5 protein-coding genes are annotated in these 24,246 nt (G+C 68.1%); 3 read left to right on the top strand and 2 right to left on the bottom strand.

What is annotated here, in order from left to right; all coding sequences use genetic code 11:
* The first annotated feature begins 87 nt into the window (after nt 1-87).
* Entirely contained in the window at nt 88-606 is a 519-nt protein-coding gene (locus ACTDXD_RS04700; protein WP_440126016.1) for an arsenate reductase/protein-tyrosine-phosphatase family protein, read from the top strand.
* Here the strand turns inward: ACTDXD_RS04700 and ACTDXD_RS04705 are convergent.
* Both ACTDXD_RS04705 and ACTDXD_RS04710 read right to left on the bottom strand, forming a co-directional pair.
* Complete coding sequence (locus ACTDXD_RS04705; RefSeq protein ID WP_440126017.1) at nt 577-2,361, bottom strand: polysaccharide biosynthesis tyrosine autokinase; 1,785 nt, start codon at nt 2,359-2,361, stop codon at nt 577-579. The genes ACTDXD_RS04700 and ACTDXD_RS04705 overlap by 30 nt on opposite strands.
* Nucleotides 2,361-21,119 carry an amino acid adenylation domain-containing protein gene (locus ACTDXD_RS04710; RefSeq protein WP_440127536.1) on the bottom strand — a complete coding sequence of 6,253 codons (18,759 nt, stop codon included), beginning with the start codon at nt 21,117-21,119 and terminating at the stop codon, nt 2,361-2,363. Before ACTDXD_RS04710 ends, ACTDXD_RS04705 begins: the two co-directional genes overlap by 1 nt.
* 267 nt (nt 21,120-21,386) lie before the next feature.
* Here ACTDXD_RS04710 and ACTDXD_RS04715 point away from each other — a divergent pair, with 267 nt between their 5' ends.
* Both ACTDXD_RS04715 and ACTDXD_RS04720 read left to right on the top strand, forming a co-directional pair.
* A complete protein-coding gene (locus tag ACTDXD_RS04715) occupies nt 21,387-23,168 on the top strand; it encodes a DUF4012 domain-containing protein (RefSeq protein WP_440127537.1) in 1,782 nt (593 codons plus the stop codon).
* A gap of 121 nt (nt 23,169-23,289) precedes the next feature.
* Nucleotides 23,290-24,228, top strand: a complete 939-nt coding sequence (locus ACTDXD_RS04720) for a polysaccharide pyruvyl transferase family protein (RefSeq protein ID WP_440126018.1) — start codon at nt 23,290-23,292, stop codon at nt 24,226-24,228.
* The last annotated feature ends 18 nt before the right edge of the window (nt 24,229-24,246 follow it).

A 24,246-nucleotide genomic window follows, 5' to 3' on the forward strand; every position in this document is an offset into this window, starting at 1 on the left:
AGCTCGCGCGAAATACAACATGTTTGCAACACCACACAGCGGTGTCCCACACCCGACACGCCCGGCAGCGTCCCCTACGATCGCCCAATGCGGATCTTCTTTGTGTGCACCGGAAACGTTTGCCGCTCTCCCACCGCTGAACGCCTGACCTCCGCATACGCGGCAGAGGCCGGCCGGGCCGATCTCACCGCGCACAGCGGTGGAACCCGCGCAATGGTCGGGTACGGGATGGAACCCACGGCAGCACTCGTGCTGCAGCAACTCGGTGGAGACCCCGAGGGCTTCACCGCCCAGCGCATCACACCGGCGCTCGCGGAAGATTCCGACATGGTTATCACCATGAGCGAACGGCAGCGCAACAAGGTCGTCGAGGTGGCACCGCGCATGATGCGCGTGACGTTCACACTCAAGGAAGCGGCCCGCCTCATGGAGGCGAGCAGCGCCACCACCGTCGCAGAATTGGCAGCGGCCCGGGCTCAGCACAATGCTGAGCCCGGGCCGGAAGACATCACCGATCCGATGGGCCAGGACGAGGAGACGTTCGTCTCGGTCGGTTCGGAGATTGCCGATCTGTTGCTACCCCTGCTTGCCCGAATCCGGGTCTGATTCGTCGACCGGGCGTCGCGGTGCTTGGATCACCGGCCGCGACGCCTGGTGCTCGGCTGCATGACCGTTGTTGGGTCCGAATCCGTGCACGGCCGAGTACGCCTGCGGCGGATACTGCTCGTCGCCGTGACGTGCCGGCGCCTGCGGGAACTCGGATACCCGCCACGAGTCGTTGCCGTGGCCGTTGCTGCGCGGATGGTCACCGCTGCTGGTGCGGTACGGCATCGCCTGCGTCGCGTCGGGCGTCGCATGCTGACCCGAATCGGAACTTTCCTGGTGCTGGGGGGCCGCCCGGCGCGGGGACTGCTCGGTCTGACGCTGGGGAACGGGCGGATTCACGACCCGCTGCGCCGCGACCGGTGCCGCAGGCGTCGCCTTCGCGCCGCCGTCGGCCGGCTTGTCGGTCTCGTAGTAGTACCGGTACTCGTACGAGCCGCCGCGACCCTTCGCCGGGGTCATGTTGAGGATCGTGCCCAGCACGGTTGCGTTCACCGAACGCAGGTTCCCGACCGCCCGGGAGAGCTGTTCCTTGGTGGTCTTGCCGTGGCGCGCGATGAGCAGAGCGCCGTCGGTGATGGTGCTGAGCACAGCGGCATCGGTGACGGGCAGCAGCGGCGGCGCGTCGATGATGACGTAATCGAACCGCGACCGCAGGTCTTCGAGCACATCGCGGGCGTGGTCGGAGCCCAGCAGTTCGGACGGGTTCGGCGGCAACGCACCCGCGCCGAGCACCCACAGGCCGTCGTACTTGGTGGTCTGCATGACGTCGGCGATCGAGGCCTGGTTCGCGAGCACCGTCGACAGACCGGCGCCGCCCATCACTCCGAGATACTTCGACACGCGGGGACGACGCAGGTCGCCCTCGATCAGTGCGACGGTGTGCCCGGCCTCGCTGAGCACCAGCGCAAGGTTGATCGCGGTGGTCGTCTTGCCTTCGGTGGGCAGGGCACTGGTGACCACGATCGAGCGCGGCGGGTGATCGACCTCGAGGAACTGCAGGTTGGTGCGCATTTCCCGGTAGGCCTCGGCGTCGCCGCTGTTGGCGTCGACGAACGAGATGGGAGGCGTTTCCTGCCGCGCCTTGTCCATCGGGATCACACCGACCACACCGGCTCCGGCGATCTCCTCGATGGCTTCGCGGTTCTTGACGGTGTTGTCGAGGCGGTCGCGCAGCACCGCGAGGGCAATGCCGAGCAGCACACCGACGGCCAGGCCGAGCGCGACGTTGCGCATGGTCTTGGGTGTCACCGGCGCAGCCGGGGTCGCGGCGTGGGTTTCCACCACGACACGCGCCGTGGGAGGGCCACCGTTCTCGGGGGTTTCGAGTTCCCGGACCATGGTGACGAACTCGTCGGACATCGCGTTGGCGATGTCGCGCGCCCGCTCGGGCGACGGGTCGGTCACGGCCATGTCGATCAGAACGGTGTCGGGTGCCGACGCCGCCGTGACCTTCGAGGCCAGCTGGTTGGGTGTCATGTCGGTGAATCCGAGCGTGTCGATGGTGCGCTCGGCGAGGTTCGTGCCCGTCAGCAGCTTGGTGTACGACGCGACTCGCTGCTGTGAGAACAGGTTGCCCTGGTAGATCTCCTGCACGGATCCGCCCGACGACGTCGACACGAACATCCGCGTCTTCGCTTCGTACTGCGGAGTGGTGAGCAGTGACGCACCGAGCGCGGCGAGGACCGCGACGACCGTCGTCACGGCGACGATCTTCCACCTCGCCTGCAGAATTCGCAGGTAATCGTGTACTTCCATCAGGGCGTCTCCCTCGTTGCGGTTACTGCGCACCCAGCGGGCACGGTGGGACGGTCGTCACGGTCTGCCAGCGCACTGGCAAGGGCCGGGCCGATCGAACGGACTGCGTCCGAACCGGTCAACTCCGAGTGCGTGTACGGCACAGGGTGTTCGACGACGAGACCGCGCACGTATCGCTGCCAGGTCGCAGCGAGCTCTGGGTGCCGGTCGAGATCGGGGGTGGCGACGAACAGATCGATGTCGCCTTCGTAGGTACGTGGGGTGTGGCGCAGCGCGGCGGTTTCGATGGCTTCGGCTGCCGCGTCGACCCGGCGGAGCACGTCGCCCGCGAGGTCGTCGGGCAGCGACGCGGTGTCGACGGCGGTGTCCGGCTCGGGGGTGTCGCCGAGCGGAAGGGTTTCCGGGGTCAGGGTGTCGAGCAGTGCCAGCACCCCCACCTGGTCGCCGCTTTCTCGTAGCTGCACAGCGATTTCGTGAGCGATGGTGCCGCCGACCGACCATCCGAGCAGGTGATAGGGGCCATCGGGCTGTACTTTACGGATGGCGTCGATATACCGCGCGGCGAATTCCGGAATGCTGTGCGCCATGTCCCCCGATCCGGTGGCCTGCACCCCGTAGAGGGCGCGGCCGTCCAGGTAGTCGCCGAGCCCGCGGTAGGTCCACGAGAGCCCACTGATGGGGTGAATGCAGAACAGCGGCGGCCGGGCGTCGCCCGGGGCGAGTTCGACGATCGTCGCGAACGGGTCGGGTACGTCGCCGCCGCGCTCGATGAGCCGGGCCAGCTCGTCGACTGTCGTTGCGGTGAAGAGCCATTCGAGTGGAATGTCCCGATCGAGTGCGGTGCGCAGATCACCGGCCAGCGCGACGGCGGTGATGGAACTTCCGCCGAGATCGAAGAATCCGCGGTCCGCCGAGACGTTTTCGACGGGCACGTCGAGGTGCCGCGCGAAGAGGGCGGCGACAGTCTGCGCGACCGGCCCCACCGGTGCCACGAACTCGGTCGCGGCTGCGTCGGGCGTCGGCAGCGCTGCGCGGTCGATCTTGCCCGAGGACGTGAGCGGCATGGCGTCGACGAGGGTGATGCTCGCGGGCCGCAGGTGGCGTGGGAGGTGGGCGGCGACTCGTCGTCGCAGGCTTTCGATCGTCGCGGTGCCCTGCACGTAGGAGGCGAGGGCGGCAGCGCCCGCGATCGGGACGGTGACGGCGGCGTCGACCTGCGGGTCGGCGAGGAGCACGGCGTCGACCTCTGCGGGTTCGACGCGGATGCCGTGGATCTGCACCTGGTCGTCGGCCCGGCCCATATGTTCCAGTTCGCCGCGGACGACCCGCACGAGATCACCCGTGCGATACAACCGCCCGCCGGGCGCCCCGTACGGATCGGCCACGAAACGCATTGCAGTATCGGCACTTCGGTTGCGATACCCGCGCGCGAGTCCGGTGCCGCTCACGTACAGCTCGCCGACCGCGCCTGCGGGCACCGGGTGCAGCCGCGCATCGAGGACGTGCACGGTCGCACCCGCGACCGGGATTCCGATGCCGGGCTTCTCGCCGCCGCGCAGCGGTCCACTCACCGACACGCCGACCGTCAGTTCGGTGGGACCGTATCCGTTGAACAGCCGGTGCCCCGACCACTTCCCGGCGAGCGACGCGGGCAGCGACTCCCCCGCAGCGACGAGGGTCAGCTGTTCCACTTCCGGCGACAGGGTCGCGAGCACGGTGGGCGTGAGGTTGGCGTGGGTGATGCGCTGTTCGACGATCAACTGCTGCAACGGTTCCCCGGCGAAGGTGTGCTCGGGTGCTGTCACCAGCGTGCCTCCGTGCGCGTGCGCGGTGAGCAGTTCGAACACCGCGGCATCGAAGGTGTGCGATGCCGCCTGCAGCACCCGCGCGCCGGGCGCGGCGCCGAGACGTTCGCGTTGCAGGTCGACGAGGGCGGTCAGTCCGCGGTGCGTCACTTCGACGCCCTTCGGGACGCCCGTCGTCCCGGAGGTGTAGATGACGTAGGCGACGTCGTCGACGCGCACGGTCGGTGACGCGGGCACCAGCAGGTCGTCGCGGTCGGCGGTGAGGTCGAGCCAGGTGAGGTTGCCTGGGCCGTGCTCGCCGACGGTGAGTCCGAAGACGGCGCCGCAGTCGCGCAGGATCGCGTCGACGCGCGCGGCGGGCTGCGCCGGATCCACCGAGACCCACGCGGCACCGCTCTTGGCGACCGCCCACACCGCGAGCGGCCAATGCTGATCGCGCGGCGACGAAATCGCGACGACATCGCCGGGGCCCACGCCGCGCCGGGCGAGGTCAGCGGCGATCTCGTCGGCGCGGGCGGAGATGCCCGAGTACGTCCACACCACGTCTCCGCCCTGCACAGCGATCGCGCCGGGTTGCTCGGCGGCGGCGGCGTCGAGCAGGTCGACGAGGGTGCGCATCTCGACGGCGGGTGACGACAGCGGTGCGGGTGCGGGGACGTCGAGGTCGCCGACGGGCAGTTCCGGACGCTCGACGGCAGCACCGAGCAGCGACACGTAGTCCGCGAGCAGCGACTCTGCGGTGGCGGTGTCGAAGAGGTCGACGGCGTGCACGAGGCGCAGGTCGATGCCGTCGCGATGGCCGCGCTCGACGATCTCGAGCACCAGGTCGAACTGCGCGGGCGGTGCACCGGCCTCGGCCTCGGTGATCTGCAGTCCGGGCAGTTGCGGCAGCGTCTCGCCGGCCACGCCGCGGTGGGTGAGCAGCACCTGGAACAACGGGTGGTAGGCCCGCTCGCGGGTCGGCGCGACCTTCGCGACCACTTCTTCGAACGGCACGTCGGCATGGGCGAAACCGCCGAGGTCCACGGAGCGCACATCGCGCAGCAGGGCGTCGAAGGGCTGGGCGGGGTCGATGACGGTGCGCAGAGGCACGGTGCCGACGAACATGCCGACGAGACGCTCGAGCCTGCGGTCGCCGCGACCGGCCACGACGGTGCCGACGGTGATGTCGTCGCGTCCGCTGCGGCGCGCGAGCAGCGCGGCGAGCACGGCGTGGGCCAGCATGAACACCGTCACGTCGTGGCTGCGTGCCGTCTCGCGCAACCGGCGGTGAAGCTCGGCATCCAGGCGCACGACGGTCTGCTCGCCGCGGTGCGTCGGGCGCGGGGGCCGCGGCCGGTCGGCGGGTAGTGGCAGCGGGCTGTCGGGGACGCCGTCGAGAGTGGTTGCCCAGTAGTCGAGTTGCCGTGCGGCGAGCGCGCCCGGGTCGGTGGGGTCGCCGAGCAGCTCACGTTGCCAGCGGGCGTAGTCGCCGTAGGTGACGGGCAGCTCCGCAAATCGGGGTGCGTCCCCCGCGAGGCGCGCGGTGTAGGCGCACGACAGATCGTCGAGGAGCGGGCCGACCGAGCCGCCGTCGAACGCGATGTGGTGTACCGCGGCGGCGAGGATCCACTTGCCGGGTTCGACGTCGAGCAGGCGGATCCGCAGCGGCGCCTCGGTGACCAGATCGAAGGGCGTCGTGACGGTCTCGACGATCGCAGCGGCGATATCCGTGGGTGAGAGGTGTTCGAGCACAGGGGGATCGACAAGCATCTGGCCGGTGTCGAGGTGAGCGGTGCGCAGGGGCCGGTGGCGGTCGATCACGTCGCCCACTGCCGCAGCCAACGCGTCGATGTCGAGTTCACCGGTGAGCGAGAGGACGACCGGCACGACATACGCAGCGGTGTCGGGTTCGAGACGGTTCAGCAGCCACAGTCGTCGCTGCGCGGGAGCGAGCGGCGCGGGTTCGTCAGCGCTGGACCGTTGCAGCGGGGCCCGGGTGTCGTCATCGCCCCGGCACCCCCCGTCGCTCCGCTCGCCCCCGATTCCGTGGGCCAGCGCCGCGAGTGTCGGTGCGTGCAGCACCGCGCGCACGGGCACTTCCGTGCCGAACGCGTCGGTCAGGCGCGCGGCGAACCCGACGGCAGACAACGAGTCGCCGCCCGCCGCAAAGAAGCTGCGGTGCGCCGACGGCCGGGTGCCGAGAACGTGTTCGGCGACCGTGACGACGAGATCTTCGGCGTCGGTGAGCGGGCGATCGTCGATCACGACGTCGTCGAAGGGTTGCGCGGCATCGAGTGCTTCGAGCGCCGCGAGGTCGAGTTTGCCGTTGCCGGTCAGCGGTAGCGCGTCCACGACACGCACCCGGCCGGGCATGCGCTGCGGCGGCACCACCAGCGACAGCGACGCGTGCACGTCATGCGCGGTCAGCTGGTGACCTGCGACGAATGCCACCAGCGTGCCGCCGAGCGCGAGGACCGCGGCGTGCCGCACGTCGGGCTGTGCGAGCAGCGAGGTTTCGAGTTCGCCGGGTTCGATGCGCACGCCGCGCACCTTGAGCTGCCGGTCGGTGCGGCCCCGGTAGGCGAGTGAGTTGCCGGTGCGGTGCACGAGGTCGCCCGTGCGGTACATGCGGGCGCCGTCCGGTGCTGCGACGAAGCGCTCGGCTGTGAGCGCGGGCGCGTCGAGGTAGCCTGCGGCCAATCCTTCACCGGCGAGGTAGAGCTCGCCGACGGCCCCGTCGGGTACCGGCTGCAGTCGGGCGTCGAGGACGTGGGCGACGGTGCCGGGCACCGGGCTTCCGATGCCTGCCGGTGCGTCGCCGGTGATCTCGACGAGGGTCGAGACGATCGTCGCTTCGCTGGGTCCGTATGCGTCGAGCATCGTGCGGCCTGCGGCCCACCGCGCGGCCAGCGCGGGTGCGAGCGATTCGCCGCCCGACGCGACCACGCGCAGGTCGGGTAGCCCGTCGGGGTCGAGGGTGCCGAGCACCGTGGGCGTCGACAGGTAGTGGGTGATGTGTTCGTCGACGAGCAGGTGGTGCAGGTCGGGCCCCGCATACACGTCCGGCGGCGCGACCACCAGCGTCGCCCCGGTGGTGTGTGCGAGCAGTAGCTCGAGCAGCGCTGCGTCGAAGGCGGGTGAATAGCCGTGCAGCACACGGTCTCCGGGATTCACCCGGTAGCGTCGCCCGACTTCGGCGGCGAGCGGAGCGAGTCCGCGGTGCGTCACCGCGACACGTTTCGGGGTGCCGGTGGAACCGGACGTCGCAACCACGTAGGCGACGTCGGGCGGGCACTGCTCCCCCACGCCGGCGGGTTCCATGCCGGTGGACGACGTGAACGCCGCACCGGTCTTGGTGACGGCCCACAGCATGCGGATGTAGTCGGCGCTGCGGGGCAGGTCGATGTGCACCACCCGGCCCGGCCCGGCACCGGATGCGCGCAGGTCGGCTGCGAGGGCGTCGGATTGTTCGTCGAGTTCGCGGTAGGTGAGCGAGGTGCCGTCGCCGCGCAGCGCCTCGCGGTCGGGATGCGCCGCGGCGGTGGCGCGCAGCAGTTCCGGCAGGGTGCGCGCCTGTGCAGGAGCACCACCGGCGAGAGGCTCGGCTACCGGGGCGAACTCGGCTTCTCCCACGGCGGCATCGGGTGCGGCGGTGAGTGCGTCCAGGATCGTCACGAATCGCTCGGTGAGTCGCGCGGCGGTGGGCTCGGCGAAACGGGACGCGTCGAACAACAAGGTTCCGGCGTAGCCGCTGGGTGACGCAGCCAGCGAGAACTGCAGATCGAATTTCGGTGTGTCGTCGACGCTTTCCTGCGCTTCGAGGGTCAGCTCACCCACCTGCAGGGGCTCCGTGCCGAAGTCCTGCAGCGCCAGCGCCACCTGCGGGGTGCCGTGGATGTCGGCGACGACCTGCTCGAACGGCATGGCGGTGTGATCGAAGGCGGCGACGTCGAAGTCGCGCACCTGGGCGAGCAGACCGGCGAACGGCATATCGGCTGCGACGCGTGCCCGCAGCACGAGGGTGTCGAGGAACGGGCCGACGAGGTCTTCGAGCTGCGCCCAGTGGCGTCCGCCCGTGACAGCGGCGACCGCGATGTCGTCGTGCGCGCCGAGGCGGGCGAGCAGCACCGACAGCGCGGCATGCAGCACCATGAATTCGGTGGCACCGTGTTCGCGCGCCAGCTCCGCGACACGGTCGCGCACGTCGGCGGGGATCTCGAAATCGACGCGTTGCGCGATGCTCTCGGCTCCGGTGTGGTCCGAGGGCAGTTCGGTGACGACGAGACCGTCGAGGGCGCGCCGCCAGTGCTCGACATCGGCTGCGGGCACACCACGGTTCTGCTCCCACAGTGCGTAGTCGGCGTACTGCAGTGGCAGCGGCGGCCACTGTGGGGCCCTACCTGCGATCCGTGCGAGATAGGCGACGGTGAGGTCGCGCAGCAGCGGGCGCAGCGACGCGCCGTCGGCAATCGAGTGGTCGACGTCGAGGTGCAGCACGTGCAGGTTCTCCGCGACGGGTTCGAGCCGGCTCGACCACCGTCCCCGTCCGGTCACCACCTGCTGCACACCGTCGCCGTCGACGACGTAGTCGGTGCGCAGGATCTCGTGGCGTTGTGTCACGTCGTCGAGTGCTTCTTCGAGGGCCGACACGTCGAGCGGGCCGCGCAGCCGGATGGTGCTGTGCAGGCGGTATGCCTCGGGTGCGAGGGTGCCCAGGCTCCACAGGCGACGCTGGGCGCGGCTGAGCGGGATGCGGTCGGGTCGCGGCGACACGGCGACCGGCCCGTCCTCACGTGCGGGACCACCGGCGTCGATGATCGCGGCGAGCGCGGCGACGGTCGGGTGGGTGAACAGCGTCCGCAGCGACACGCTCACGCCGGTCTCGTCGCGCAGACGACCGACGAGGACGGTCGCGAGCAGCGAGTTGCCGCCGATGCCGAAGAAGTCGTCGCCGCGACCCACCGTGTCACGCTCGAGCAGATCGCTCAGGATCCGCGCCACCGTGATCTCGGTGGGGGTCACGGGCTCGGACGACTCCGGCGACGACAACGCGGGCAGCGCCGCGACGTCGAGCTTGCCGTGCGCGGTGAGGGGGATCGCCTCGAGCGGCACGATCACCGTGGGCACGAGATGCGCGGGCAGCACGCTGCGAAGGGCGCCGCGGATCTCGTCGACGTCGACCTCGCCGGGTGTGACGTACGAGGTGAGGATTCCGTTGCGCGGCAACGTGACAGAACGATCGACGGCACTCAGGGCCGACAATGCCGCGTCGATCTCGCCGGGTTCGATGCGCACCCCGCGCAGTTTGAACTGGCTGTCGCTGCGGCCGTGGAATTCGAGGCTGCCGTCGCGGCGCCACCGCACCAGATCGCCGGTGCGGTAGCGGCGGGTGCCGTCCGGTGCGGCGATGAACCATTCGGCGGTGCGGGCCGGGGCTGCGCGGTAGCCGGTGGCGAGACGTCCGCCGCCCACATACAGTTCGCCGATCACGCCGACGGGCACGGGCTGCAGCCGGTCGTCGAGCACGACCACCGACGTCGCGCGCACAGGCTTGCCGATCACGATGTCGTCGCCCGAATGCAGTGGCCGCGAGTTGGTGACGAACATGGTGGTTTCGGCGGGGCCGTAGCTGTTGATCAGGGTGCGTCCCGGCGACCAGCGGTCGACGAGCGCGGACGTGAGCCGGTCGCCGCCGAGCATGAGCACCCGCAGGTGCGGCAGGTCGCGGAGCGGCACGGTCGCGAGGGTGGACGGGGTCATCACCGCGTGGGTGATGGCGTCGCGGTCGAGGAGGTCGCCGAGCGCGGCGCCGCCGTAGCTGTCGGCGCCCGCCACGATCAGCGTCGCACCGGCGATCCCGGCGGTGAGGATCTCGAGCATCGCCGCATCGAAGCTGGGCGCGGCCACGTGCAGTACCCGGTCGCCGGGCGTGGCAGCGAGATCCTGGGCGATGTCGTCGGCGAAGGCACTCACACCGCGCTGGGTGATGGTGACACCCTTGGGGTTTCCGGACGTGCCGGAGGTGAACACGTAGTACGCGGGCGAATCGGGCGCAGGCTCGAACACCGGGGTCGGATCGTAGTCGGTGCCGTTGTCGACGGGTATCCACGTCACCGCGGTCGGCAGGGTGTTGCTCTCCCCCACTCCGACAGCGACACCGTCGAGCATCGCGGCGAGGCGCCCGGTGGGCTGGGCAGGATCGACGAGCATCGGGGCGGCCCCGGCCCGGACGACGCCCCACACGGCGAGCACCGATTCCAGCGACCGCGGGTATGCGCACGCCACCGCATCGCCGGGTCGCACACCCTCGTCCTGCAGGCGTGCGGCGAGATCGTCGGCGTAGAAGACGAGTTCGGGGTAGGTGAGTTCACGGTCGCCGTCGCGCACGGCCAGGTTGTCGCCGCCGAAGTCGGCGCCCGCGGCGAGGCGCTGCCGCAGCGACCGGGTCGAGGCGGCGAAGCGTCCCTCCACGACGGGGGTCTGCCCGTCGATGAGGTCGATGTCGCCGAGGCGGACATGCGGGTCTCCGGCGGCGGTCCGCAGGATCGCGGAGTACCGGTCTGCGGCAGCGGCGATGGTCGCCTCGTCGTACAGGTCTGTGCTGTAGAAGAATTCGAGATCGAGCCCGGTTTCGGTCGGGGTTGCGGTGACCTGCAGGTCGAGCTGCGTGTAGCGGGTGTCGATGGGCAGCACCGAGACCTCGACGCCGGGCAGTTCGGCGCGTCCGGCCGCGGGGCGGCTCAGCGACAGCGACACCTGGAACAGCGGGTGACGCGCCGCGCTGCGCACAGGGTTGAGGTGTTCGACGAGCATCTCGAACGGCGCGTCGGGATGCATGTAGGCGGCGACATCGCGGCCGCGCACCTGCTCGAGGAACTCCGCGAACGTCGCATCGGGATTCACGTCGGTGCGCAGCACGTGGGTGCCGACGAACATGCCGACGAGGTCGTCGAGTTGCGGCTCACCGCGACCCGAGACGACGGTGCCGATGGGGATGTCGCGTCCGGCGCCGTGTCGTTGCAGCAGGGTCGCGAGCGCGGCGTGCAGCACCATGAACAGCGTCGCGTGGCCGGTACGGGCGAGATCGTGCAGACCGTCGACCAGTTCGGCATCGAGCGACACGACGTGCGCAGCGCCGCGCCCGGTGGGTTCGGACGGGCGCGGCCGGTCGCCGGGCAGGGTCGTTTCGTCGGGCAGTCCGGCCAGTTCGGCGAGCCAGAACGGGAGCTGGTCGTCGGCGATCGCGCGTTGCCGTCGCGCGTAGTCGCTGTACTGCACGGGCAGCGGCGCCCACGCCGGCGGTGTTCCCGCGCAGCGGGCCTCGTAGGCGACGGCGATGTCGCGCAGCAGCGGGGTGAGCGACCATCCGTCGGCGGCGATGTGGTGCAGCACCACCACGAGCACGTGCCGCCCGGGGGCCGTCCGGTACAGGCGGGTGCGGATCGGCCGGTCGACGGTGAGATCGAATCCGGCAGCAGCGAATTCGGCTGCGGCGTCGTCGAGCGCGTCGGCGGGAATCGCGATGGGGTCGGCGGCGACGGGTTCGGCGGGCAGCAGCACCTGCTCGGTCGCTGTGGGGTACACGGTGCGCAGCGTGCGGTGCCGCTCGACGAGATCGCTCAGGGCGGCGGCGAGCGCGTCGACGTCGAGATCACCATCGAGCTGCACTGCGAACGGAAGGTTGTAGCCGGGCGAAGCCGGGTCGAACCGGTTGACGAACCACAAACGCTGCTGCGCCGCCGACAGCGGAGCGGGGCCCTCGCCGGCCACCAGTGGCGGACGCGAGCGTCCGGCGCCGGTGCGTTCCGCGACGATCGCGGCGAGCCCCGCGACGGTGCGGGCGTCGAAGATGTCGCGGACGGTGACGTCGACATCGGTGATGTCGGTGAGTCGACCGGCGAGGCGGGTGGCGAGCAGCGAGTTGCCGCCGAGGTGGAAGAAGTCGTCGGTCGCAGAGATTTTCGCGTTGCCGGCGTCGAGAAGATCGATGACGACCTCGGCAACGAGTTCTTCGACAGGACCGTGTGGGGCCGCTCCCCCACCACTGACGACCTCGGGCGAAGGAAGCGCGTCGCGGTCGAGTTTGCCGTTGGCGGTGCGCGGCAGCGCACCGAGCGACACGGCAGCCGCGGGCACGAGATAGTCGGGCAGAGTGTGGCGCAGTTCGTCCAGCACAGCGGCGCTGTCGCCGCCGACGAGGTAGGCGACGAGCTTGTCGTCGCGCAGCAGCACCGCGGCCTCGGACACGCCATCGCATGCGAGCAGTGCCGCCTCGATCTCGCCGGGTTCGATGCGGTAGCCGCGCAGTTCGATCTGGTGGTCGGCGCGACCGAGGTAACGCAACCCGCCTGCGCGGTCGCGGCGGGCGAGATCACCGGTGCGGTAGCGGCGGGCGCCACCGGGGGCGGCGACGAACCGGGTGGCAGTGAGCCCGGGCCTGCCGCGGTAGCCGCGGGCCAGCTGGTCTCCGGCAACATACATTTCGCCGATCGCGCCGGGCAGCGCCCGCCGCAGCGACACGTCGAGGACGTCGACGCCCATCCCCGCGAGGGGGCTGCCGATTCCCGTTGCCGTGGCTTCCCCCGCGGTGACGTGCACGGTGGTCTCGGTGATACCGAACATGTTGACCACGTGCACGTGCGGGTGCCGCCGCGCCCACGGCATCACCCGCGCCGGATCGAGTGCTTCACCACCGAAGATCACGAGGCGCAGGCCGGGCAGGGCCGCGCCGAGGTCTGCGAGTTGGTAGAAGGCGCGCGGGGTCTGACTCAGGACCGTGACGCGCTCGCGGCCGAGGAGGTCGGCGAAGGCGGAGGGATCGCGGACGGTGTGGTGATCGATCACGACGAGGCGCGCGCCCGTGGTGAGCGCTCCCCACATCTCCCACACCGAGAAGTCGAAGGCAGGCGAGTGGAACATCGTCCACACATCGCCTGGGACGCAACCGAGATCGAACGTGGTAGCGGCGAGCAGCGTCGCGAGGTTGCGATGGGTGACGAGCACGCCCTTCGGGGTGCCCGTCGAACCGGACGTGTAGATCAGGTAGGCACCGCTGTCGGTGTGGATGGCCGAGTCGAAATCGGCGCCGTCGTCGATGCGGGCGGCGATCACGGGGTCGTCGATGTGCAATGCGGGCACAGGTGAGTCGAAACCGCTCTGCGCGAGCACAACCGAAGGCGACGCATCCTCGAAGAGAGCCTGCAGACGCGCCGCGGGGTGAGTGATGTCGACGGGCAGGTAGGTTGCCCCGGCCCGGGCGACGGCGAGGAGCGTGACGACGAGATCGAGCGAACGCGGCAACGCCACGGCCACCACATCGTCGGTGCCGATACCCCGCTCACGCAGGATCGCGGCGAGCCCACCCGAACGCGACCACAGTTGCCCGTAGCTCAGGGACTGCCCGTCGGCAGAGAGCGCGACGGCCTCGGCATCGTCGGCGACGCGGGCAGCGAGCAGATCGATGGGCGAAGCGGCCACCGGGGGAAGCGTGACGCCGACGGGGGTGTGGTCGGCGCCACGCAGTGGAATACCGCCGACGGGCAGAGCCGGGTCTGCGGTAACCGAGTCGAGGATACCCACAAACCATTTGCGCCACTCAACCACGGTGTCCATGTCGAACATTTCCGCAGGAAAACTGAAGGTTCCGGTGAGACCCGCAGGCGTGCCCGCGTCGGTGCGGTGATCGCGAAGGTTCAGTTCGAGGTCCACCCGCGCAGTGCCCGACGGCAACTCGCGCACCGTCGCACCGGGCACCGTGAAGGTGTCGATGCCGAAGCTCTCGTAAGCGAGGATCACCTGGAACACCGGGTGATGCCCGCTCGCACTCGCGTCCACCCCGGCGACGATGCGGTCGAACGGCACGTCGGCGTGAGCGAACGCATCGAGATCGGCGCGGCGTGCGTCGGCGAGCAGGTCGGTGAAGCTCTCCCACGGCCGCACCGACAGGCGCAGCGGAACCGTGCCGACGAACATGCCCACCATGTCGTCGAGCGCGGCATCGGTACGTCCCGAGACCGGCGCGCCGATGACGATGTCGTCGGTGGCGGCGAGCGACGACAACAGCGTCGCGAATGCGGCGTGCACCACCATGAAGGGCGTGACGTCGTTGGCGCGGGCGAGTTTGTCGATCGCCGCGTGCAATTCGGCGGGCACGGTGAAACCGACCTGCCCTGCCGTGCCGGTAGTGACATTGCTACGCGGGCGGTCGGCGGGAAGTTCGAGCAGCGGCGGAGCGCCTGCGAGCGTCCGCCTCCAGTGCGCCAGCTGCGTCGCGGCGAGGCTCGCAGGGTCGTTCTCGTCGCCGAGCACGGCGGCATGCCAGCGCGCGTAGTTGCGGTAGGTGGCCGAGCGTCCGGTGGCATCGGTCCGGGCGAAGTCCGGTGTGCGGCCGTCGCGGCGGGCGAGGTAGGCGACGGCGGCATCACGACCGAGCGGGAGCAGCGACAGACCGTCGGCTGCGATGTGATGAAGCACCACAGCGAGCGTGAACCCGTCGCCGGTGCGGTAGAGCCTCGCGCGGATCGGCGCGTCGGAGGTGAGGTCGTAACGTGTCCGCGCGAACTCGGCCATCCGATCGTCGAGGTCGGGTGCATCCAGCGGCTCGAGGTCGAGTTCCACGGCGTCGAGCAGGTGCTGGCGCGGGCCGTCGCCACTGTCGGGATAGATGGTGCGCAGCGTCTCGTGCCGGGCGATGACATCCGACAGCGCGCCGCGCAGGGCGTCGAGGTCGGTGTCGGACGGGAGGTCCACAGCGAACGCGATGTGGTCGCCGCCGTCCGTCTCGGCAGCAACGTCGAACCGGTTGACGAGCCACATCCGCTGTTGCGCGGGAGCGAGCGGCGCGTCGGCGGTGTCGTCGATCCCGGGTTCGTCGCTACCGATGAGCGGGATACCCGCTACCGCGACGGACGATCCCACCACGCGCGCGAGATCGGCCACCGTCGGGTTCTCGAACACGTCGCGCACACCCATGCGCCGGCCGGCGACCTCACCCAGCCTGGCTGCGAGGGTGGTAGCGAGCAGCGAGTTGCCGCCGATCGCGAAGAAATCATCGTCGCCCGACACAGCAGGAGCACCCAGCACATCGGCGACGATCCCGGCGACGAGTTCTTCGGTGACGCTCCGGAACCCGTGGACGGTGGATTCACCGGCCGGTTCGGGCAGTGCAGCACGGTCGATCTTCCCGGTGCTGGTCAGCGGCACCGCGTCGAGCACGGTGACGGTGGCAGGCACCATGTGACGCGGCAGGCGCGCGGCAAGCCGATCGCGGATCTCGCGGCCGTCGAGTTCGGTGTCGGGGCTGTGGACGTAAGCGGCGAGCGCGCCATCGCGGACGAGGGTGACGGCGGTGCGCACGCCCGGCTGATTGTGCAGCACGGTGTCGATCTCGCCGAGTTCGATGCGGAACCCGCGGATCTTGACCTGGTGGTCGGCGCGTCCCACGAATTCGAGGGCGTGGTCGCGAGTCCAGCGGACGAGGTCGCCCGTGCGGTACATGCGTCCACCACCGAAAGGGTCGGCGACGAAACGCTCGGCGGTGAGAGCGGGCGCGTCGAGGTAGCCGCGCGCCACGCCCTGCCCCATGAGGTAGAGCTCGCCGGTCACGCCGTCGGGCACCGGCTGCAGTCGGTGATCGAGCACCGCCGCGGTGACCCCGACGAGGCCGGTGCCGATGGTGAGCTTGTCGCCGGGCCGCAGCGGGGTGCTGGACGTGGCGATCACCGTGGTCTCGGTGGGCCCGTACACATTCAGCATGATGCGGCCGGGTGACCACCGCGCCGCTGTGTCCGCAGGCCACATTTCGCCGCCCACCGCGAGGACTTCCAGGTCGTCGAGACCTGCCGCATCCAGCTGGGTGGGCACCGACGGTGTGGTGAACCAGTGCGTGATGCGTTCACGTCGAAGTAGTTCGAGCAATTCGTCGCCGCCGAACATATCGGGCGGCGCCACCACGAGCGTTCCGCCCGCGGTCAGGGCCATCACCTGTTCGAGGACGGCGCCGTCGAAAGCCGGGTTCGCGAAATGCAATACGCGGGCGCCGTCGTGCAGCGCGAAACGCTCGATGAAGGAGTGTGCGAGCGGCCCGAGCCCGCGCTGCGAAACCGCCACGCCCTTCGGCTTACCCGTCGAACCCGAGGTGTAAACGAGATAGGCGAGATTGTCGAGATGCACCGGGCGCACGCGGTCGGGGTCGGTGATCTCGCGGGTGTTGCCGTCGAAAGTGAACGGCACGATCTCCACACCGGCCGGGACGGGCACATCGGGGCCCGCCACGGCGAATTCGACGCCGGAGTCGGTGAGCAGCGCAGTGATGCGCGCGGCGGGCTGACCGGGATCGACGGGCACGAACGCCGCCCCGGTCAGTGCCACCGCGGCGGCCGCGATCACCGACGACGCCCCGCGCGGCAACATCACCGCCACACGGTCTTCGGCTCCCACTCCCCTGCCGATCAGCGACCACGCGAGCGGACGCGCGGCAGTCGCGATATGGAGCGGCTCGCCACCCGGCTCGAGCACCCGCGCCGCAGACCGTTCGATGATCTCGGCGAAGGTCGCTTCGGGTCCGGGTTCGGCCACCGTCACCGGCACAGCACCGAGGTCGACGTCGCTCACCGGCGCGGTAGGGTGCTGCGCCACATGTTCGAGCACCACACCCAGTCGCTGCGACCACGTGGCGATGGTGGCGTGGTCGAACAGTTCCGTGTCGTAGACGAGCCGGCCCGTCAAAGACCCATCGCGCATGGCGCGTATCGAGATCTCGAGGTCGAACCGTGCTTGCGCCGAGCCGATTTCCTGCGGCCGCACCGTAAGGCCCGGAAGTTCGAGATCGGGGACGTCGACGTTGTCGTAGGCGAGCATCACACTGAACGGGCTGAAACCGAGTGCGTCGACGACCTGCTCGAACGGCACGGTGGCGTGCGCGAACGCGTCGAGGTCGGCGCTCCTGGCTGCGGTGAGCAGCGACGTGAACGGCGCGGTGGGATCGACGTCGAGACGCAGGGCGACGGTGCCGACGAACATGCCGACAAGGGCGTCGAGGTCGGGGTAGTCGCGGCCGGCGGTGCCCGTGCCGATCGCGATGTCGCGGCCCGAAGTCCACACCGACAACCACACCGCGACCGCGGCGTGCACGGCCATGAAGACGGTGGCGTCGTGGGCAGCGGCGATCGCGCGCAGTGCGTCGACCTGTTCCGCGGGCACCGTGAACTCCACCGTGGAGGCCGGGCCGAACCCACCGCCCCTGGGCCGGTCGGTGGGCAGCGGCGTTGCGGAGTCGAGTCCGTCGAGAGCCGCGTTCCAGTAGGCGAGTTCGCGGCCCGCGAGGCTCGCAGAATCGGCGGGGTCGCCGAGGCGGTCGCGGTGCCAGCGCGCATAGTCGCGGTACTGCAACGGCAGCGGCTCCCACGCGGGTGCGTTCCCTCCTGCGCGCGCGGCGTACGCGGCGGCGACGTCGATGGTGAGCGGCACGAACGACGCGCCGTCGAGCGCGATGTGGTGCGCGACCACCGCGAGCACATGCCGGTTCTCGCCGACCCGCAGCAGCCGGACGCGGAACGGGATGTCCACAGCGAGGTCGAACGGCGCTGCCGCCCACGCCGCGATCAGCGACTCGACGGCATCCCCTTCGGCGTCTTCGAGCGAGAAGTCGAGCGCTGGCATCGCGCGGTCGAGGTGCAGTGCCTCCTGCACCGGCCCGTCGGAAGTGACTGTGAAGACAGTGCGGAGAATGTCGTGGCGGCCGAGCACATCCGAGATCGCGGCCCGCAGCGCCTGCACGTCGAGGCTGCCGTCCAGGTACAAGGCGAAAGGCAGATGGTAAGCCGCCGGGTCGCGGTGTGCGCGGGCGAGAAGCAGCAGTCGCTGCTGGGCCGGGGCGAGCGGCGCCGGTCCGGTATCGGCCAGCGCGACAGGCGTCGAGGCCGAGAGCGGACGGGCTTCGGCTGCAACGGCGAGGCGAGCGACGGTGGGATGCTCGAATACATCGCGGAGCTGCACGTCGCGGCCGAGCGCAGCGCCGAGGCGCGCGGCGAGCTGCGCGGCCCCGAGCGAATGGCCGCCGAGTTCGAAGAAGTCGGCGTCGCCGCCCACGGTGTCGGCGCCGGTGAGATCGGAGAACAGGCCCGCGACGAGGGTTTCGGTGGGGCCGTTCAGCGGTTTCGAACCTGCGGAAACGGCCGCGGGTTCCGGCAATTCGCGATGGTCGATCTTGCCGCCCGGGGTGAGCGGCAAAGCGTCGAGCACAGTGATCGACGTGGGCCGCAGGTAACCGGGGAGCTGTTCGGCGAGGTGGATGGTGAGGTCTGTGACGAAGGTGCCGTCTGCGACGGCGGGCGTATCGACGTCCCCCACCACATAGGCCGCAAGATGCTCACCGCGCACCACCACGGTGGCGGCGCGCACGGCGTCGAACGAGGTGAGTGCCGTTTCGATTTCGCCGAGCTCGATGCGGCGGCCGCGGATCTTCACCTGCTGATCGGCGCGACCGAGGAAGACGAGCTGACCATTGGAATGCCAGCGCACCACGTCGCCCGTGCGATACATCCGACCACCGAACGGGGATGCCACGAAACGTTCGGCGGTGAGTGCGGGTGCACCGAGGTAGCCACGGGCCACGGCATCTCCCCCGAGATACAGCTCGCCGGACACACCGACGGGGACGGGGTGCAGGCGAGAGTCGAGGACCACGGCGGTCATGCCGTCGATGGGTCGCCCGATGGGGACACCCGAGCCGGGCTCGAGCGGCGCGCTCAGCGTTGCGAGGACGGTGGTTTCGGTCGGCCCGTAGGCGTTGAGCATGGTGCGCCCGGGCGACCAGCGGTCGGCCACGGCCTGCGGCACCGATTCACCACCGGCGTCGAGCATCGTCAGATCGGGCAACCCGTGCTCCGGGGTGACGGACAGGACCGCGGGCGCGGTGATGACGTGGGTGACGCGTTCGGTGCGCAGCAGTGTCGCGAGAGCGGGACCGCCGACGGCATCGGGCGGGCAAACCACCACGGTCGCGCCCGCGTCGAAGGCCAGCAGTAGCTCCTGCAGCGATGCGTCGAAGCTGGGTGCGGCGAGGTGCAGCACACGCGAGCCGGCGTCGGCGCGGTAGCGGTCGCGCAGAGTGGTCACGAGCGCGGCGATGCCGCGGTGCCCGACGGCGACGGCCTTGGGTGTGCCAGTGGAACCGGAGGTGTGGATGACCCACGCGGGGTTGTCGAGGTGCAGGGGGCGCAGCCGGTCGCCGTCGGTGAACGCCACCGTCGCATCGTGCTCGCGACCAGGCATGATGCGGGTGATGTGCGCTGGCAGATGCGGGTGCTCCCCCGCGACGGCCACCTGAATGTCGGCGAAGAGTTCCGCGAGGCGAATCGCGGGAAGTTCCGGGTCGATCGGGGTGTACGCGGCGCCGGTCTTCGCGACGGCCCACAGCGCGATCACCGAGTCGATGGAGCGTGGGAGCAGCACCGCGACCCGGTCTTCGGGGCCTGCGCCCGCGGCGACGAGGCGGTGGGCCAGTTCGTCGGACCGCGCGTCGAGCTCCCGGTAGGTGAGCATTTCGCTGCCGTCGCGCACAGCCACCCGATAGGTCTGGGCGTGTGCGGTCAGCAGGTCGGGCAGCAGCGCCGGTGCGGGTGCTTTTCTGCCACGCGCCGGGGTGAGCCCATCGAGTTCATCGGCGGTGGCGAACGGTAGGTCGCCCACGGGAGCCGACGGATCACTGACGAAATGCGCCAGGAAATCGAGGAATCTGCGGTGCAGGAAATCAAGGTAATCCTGCGAGTACAGGTTGGGGTTCGCCTCGAAATCGACGCGAAGAGAGCGACCCGGGATTCCCGCATACACGTTCACCGACAGGTCGTCGACCGGTCCGGTCGATTGCACGTGATAGTCGGCAGGCACGTCGCCGTAGACGATCGACTGGTGGAAATTCATGACGTTGACGACGGGCCCGAAAGCGTTGCGCGTCTCGGTGTGTTCGCGGCCGAGCGCGCGGAGGTCGGCGAGCATGTCGGCGTACGAATATCGCTGGTGGCGTAGAGCTCCGTTGAGCTCCACCTGGATGTCTCGGATCAGCGCTGTCACCGGGGCGGCCAGGTCGAGGCGCACCCGAAGGGGCACGACGTTCGACACCACGCCCGCCGAGCGGCGCAATGCAGCGGTGGTGCGCGCCGATACCGGAAGCGACAACACCACATCGGTGGTGCTCCGAGTGCGTGCCAAGAATGCGGCGAACGCGGCAAGCACAATCGGAACGTCGGTGGCGTTCACTTCCTGCGCCCGTGTGGTGATCGCCTCCGCAAGCTCCGAAGAAACTGCAGTCGCAGACCGGCGGGCAGGCACCGTGGGTGGCGCAACGTCGTCGATCAGAGAAAGCGGTTCGGGCAGGTCCGCGAGGCGGTCGGCCCAGTGCTCGCGGTCGCCGGCCTGCCGTTTCGATCCGATGTAGGCGGACTCGAATTCGATGATCTTCTCGATCTGCAACGAGGTGACCGGCGGGGTTTCCTCGCCGGCGAGCCACGCGGAATACAGATCCGCGGCTCGACTCAGCAGAATCATCGCACCGTGACCATCGAGCGCAATGTGGTGGACATAGCTCGACAGGAAATACCGTTCGTCTTCGACTTGCAGCAGCGAGCTGGCAATCAGACGGTCGCGAAGCGGATCGAGCGGCTTCGAGAAGCGCGTCGTCATCCAGCGGTGCGCGGCCGCTTCGGGATCATCGAAACTGCGGAAATCGACATATGGGACATCGTCGTCATAGTCGGCGTCCACGAATTGCTCAGGAATACCCGCACGCTCGGCGAGAAAAAGAAATCCCGATTCCACGTCGCGCGCGGCCTGGAGCATCGCCTTCGCCACAAGGCCGTGATCGAGACTGCCCCGAAACTCCAAGTACTGGGCAGTAATGAAGGGTACGTCCGGGTTCAACGCCTGCGCGTACCACAGACCCCGCTGACTTGGGGACAGCGGAAGTATTTGCACCACGCTCCCTCGCCTCACCCGACAAAACACGTACTCGAGGCTCGACAGCTTTGTTGCATCCGCCCCGACAGATCGCGAACAGTGCCTCCCAACACCATTGCCACGATCAACCGCACAAAGTGTATCTATGGTTACGGAAGCTCACCACTTGAACGGACGGCCAACTCGAAGTCGGTTATCGTCTCGGCGGGAGAACACGAAGGGGGCACAAGCCGCGTGAACAATGTTACCGGTGAGTCAGATTCGTCAGGCCAGCGTCGACGCAAGGTGCGGCGACGTCTGTCCGACGAGGAGATTGCAGCACGCCGCAAGAAGCGGCGTCGCGTGCAGATCGGCTGCGGTGTCGGCGTTCTCGCGGTGGTCGGATTCGTAGGCTGGCTCGGATACGAAGGACTCCAGGCGAAGTCGAGCCTCGAGAAGGCGCAGGACTTCGCAATGCAGGCCAAAGATGCGTTGCTGTCGGGTGATACAGAAACAGCAACGCGCGCGGCCGGCGACGCCGACCGTTACGCTCAGGACGCGCAGGGGTCGGTCGATTCGTTCCCGTGGCGCGTCGCCGGTGCCGTCCCATGGTTGGGCAGCCCGTTCGACACGACCCGGCAAATGACCACAATTGTGAGCGGTCTCACACACGATGTGTTGCTTCCCGCGGTCGACGCGGGCAGTGCGGTGTCGCCAGATCAGTTGATTCTCGGCGGTGCGCGCATCAATCTCGCGGCTCTTCGTGATGCTGCTCCGGTGCTCGAGACCACTTCCGCCGCGGCCACCGACCTCGATGTGCAGGCCCAAGCAGTCGACAGCACTTATATCGACCTGATCGATGACGCGCGCCTGGACCTTCAGAGTCAGGTGTCCGAATTGTCTGGGCTGCTGAACAATACGTCGACGGCAGCGCAAATCGCGCCGGCAATGCTGGGTGCGGACGGTCCGCGCAGTTACTTCATCGGGTTCCAAACCAACGCGGAGGCGCGCGGGACTGGCGGGTTGCTTGGCGGCTTTGCCATCGCGCAAGCCAACGATGGTGCGGTGACTATTGACGACGTCGCCAGCAACCGGGAGTTGAAGTTCGATTACGAACCTCTCGATCTCGGGCCCGACTTCAAGCAGGCCTATGGCCACAGCCGCGCCACCCAGGATTTCCGCAACAGCAATGTCAGTTCACACTTTCCTTACGCGGGCCAGATCTGGCAGTCGATGTGGCAGCAAGAAACCGGCGAGCGTGTGGACGGCGCAATTGCGACAGACCCTGTCGCGCTGAGCTATGTACTGGAGGTCGTAGGCGACGTCACGCTGCCGACCGGCGAGAAGATCACCGCAGACAACGTGGTGGAATTGACCGAATCGACCGCGTATTCCCGTTTTGGCGACAACCAAGCAGCGCGAAAGGCATATCTCGAGTTGGTCGCCAAGACGGTGGTCGAGAAGCTGACCGGTAGCATTTCCCGTCCTCAGGCACTTCTCGAAGCCTTGGGGCGGGCTGCGAGCGAAGGTCGGCTTGCGGTGTGGAGTTCAGTCCCTGAAGAGCAGGAAGTCCTTGCCGGCACCGCGCTGGGACACACCGTCCCTGATGATCCTGCCCCGTACGCGGGTGTGGTGATCAACAACCTGGGTGGCAATAAGCTCGACTACTATCTTGAACGGGAAATCGAGTACACCGCTGGCTCCTGCGAGGGCGAGACCCGCGAATCGACCGTTACGGTTCGGCTTACGAATAATCTCCCAGCAGGTGACCACACCAACTATGTTGCGGGAATGTTCGACAATCCTATCGGTGCACCGGTTGGCACAAACCTCGCTGACGTTGCGCTCCTCGCTACCCAAGGTGCCAAGCTGAACAAGTCGTCAGTCAACGGGGTATCTGGTTTCGTGTTCAACAGTACCGAGCGTGGGCATCCTATGTTCAACGCGCAAATTCCAATACCACGAGGCGAGACAGTCGAGATAATCTACAACTTGACCGAGCCCACTGCTCCAGGATCCCCAAGCGTTCCGAGGCAACCGCTTATCGACGACGCAACAATTCTTACCGATGTCCCGACTTGCACGTAACAAAATCGAAACACACAACGTGGCAGAGCAAGGGACGTAAAAATCCGCACAATTCCCAGTACTACAAAGATATATGGTTAAACCACAAACAACCGATCCATTTACACAGCCAGGAGACCTCGTGGCCTATATCGAGCAAATGCGGAGAATCGCCGAGAACGCATATAATGAGGTCTACCAGGGAGTCCGCGAACTCGTTTTCACAGATTTCCCGGACTATCCCAATGTCGGGGACTCGGCGATCGCACTAGGTCAATTGCGCTATTTCGCGACAGCTTCAATATCCGTCAAATCGGCATATTGCATTGCGACGCTACAATCATCCGTGTTCGAGTCCAAAATACCCGTCATGATCAACGGCGGTGGAAATATTGCCGGTCTATTTGATGGAATCGACGACCACCGAAATTCGATTGCCCAAAGACTCAACTCAGACACCCTTCTGATCCAAGCTCCGCAATCAATACACTTCGCAACCGACCGTGGGCGCTCAAGATTTATACGGGAATTTTCTTCGAGACAGGCCCTTCGCATGTGCGTACGCGACGCAACCGCTGTCGAAGATCTCACTGGGATCATCGCCCACCCGATTCTCGCGCCCGATGCTGTCCATCACCTCGGCCAGATAGCATCGCCCCCGCCAATCCAATCCAGACTTGTCCTTGCACGTAAAGACCAAGAGTCGAACGCAAATGACATCCCAGCCGAAGCGCAAGACTGGAAGAAAGACACATTTCGGCCAGCAATATCGAGCTTTATTCGATGGAAATCTATGCGCCTTCCACCTGCAGGTAGGTTTCTGAATAAGTCGATATCCGGCTGGGAACGCATCGCTCAACAGCGTCTCGACCGTGGCATTGCAATTCTCAGCCAAGGTGAGACCGTCATCACGGATCGCCTCCATGCCATGTTGATATCGCTTCAGATGGGACGCCGAGTGATCGCAGTAGACAACAAAAACAAGAAACTCACGAAGTACGCGGAGACCTGGTTCGGGCACGCACAACCAGATATACGGTTCGCCAATTCGTTCTCAGACGCAATTAATCTAACGTCATAGGCAAAGCAAACAGGGAAG

This window comes from Rhodococcus sp. SJ-3, from assembly GCF_051918125.1.
In the GTDB taxonomy this organism is placed as follows: domain Bacteria; phylum Actinomycetota; class Actinomycetes; order Mycobacteriales; family Mycobacteriaceae; genus Rhodococcus.

What these genes read in the sequence shown, in the direction of transcription:
- ACTDXD_RS04705 (WP_440126017.1), bottom strand. Translation starts at nt 2,361, where the DNA reads ATGGAAGTACACGATTACCTGCGAATTCTGCAGGCGAGGTGGAAGATC.
- ACTDXD_RS04700 (WP_440126016.1), top strand. Translation starts at nt 88, where the DNA reads ATGCGGATCTTCTTTGTGTGCACCGGAAACGTTTGCCGCTCTCCCACC.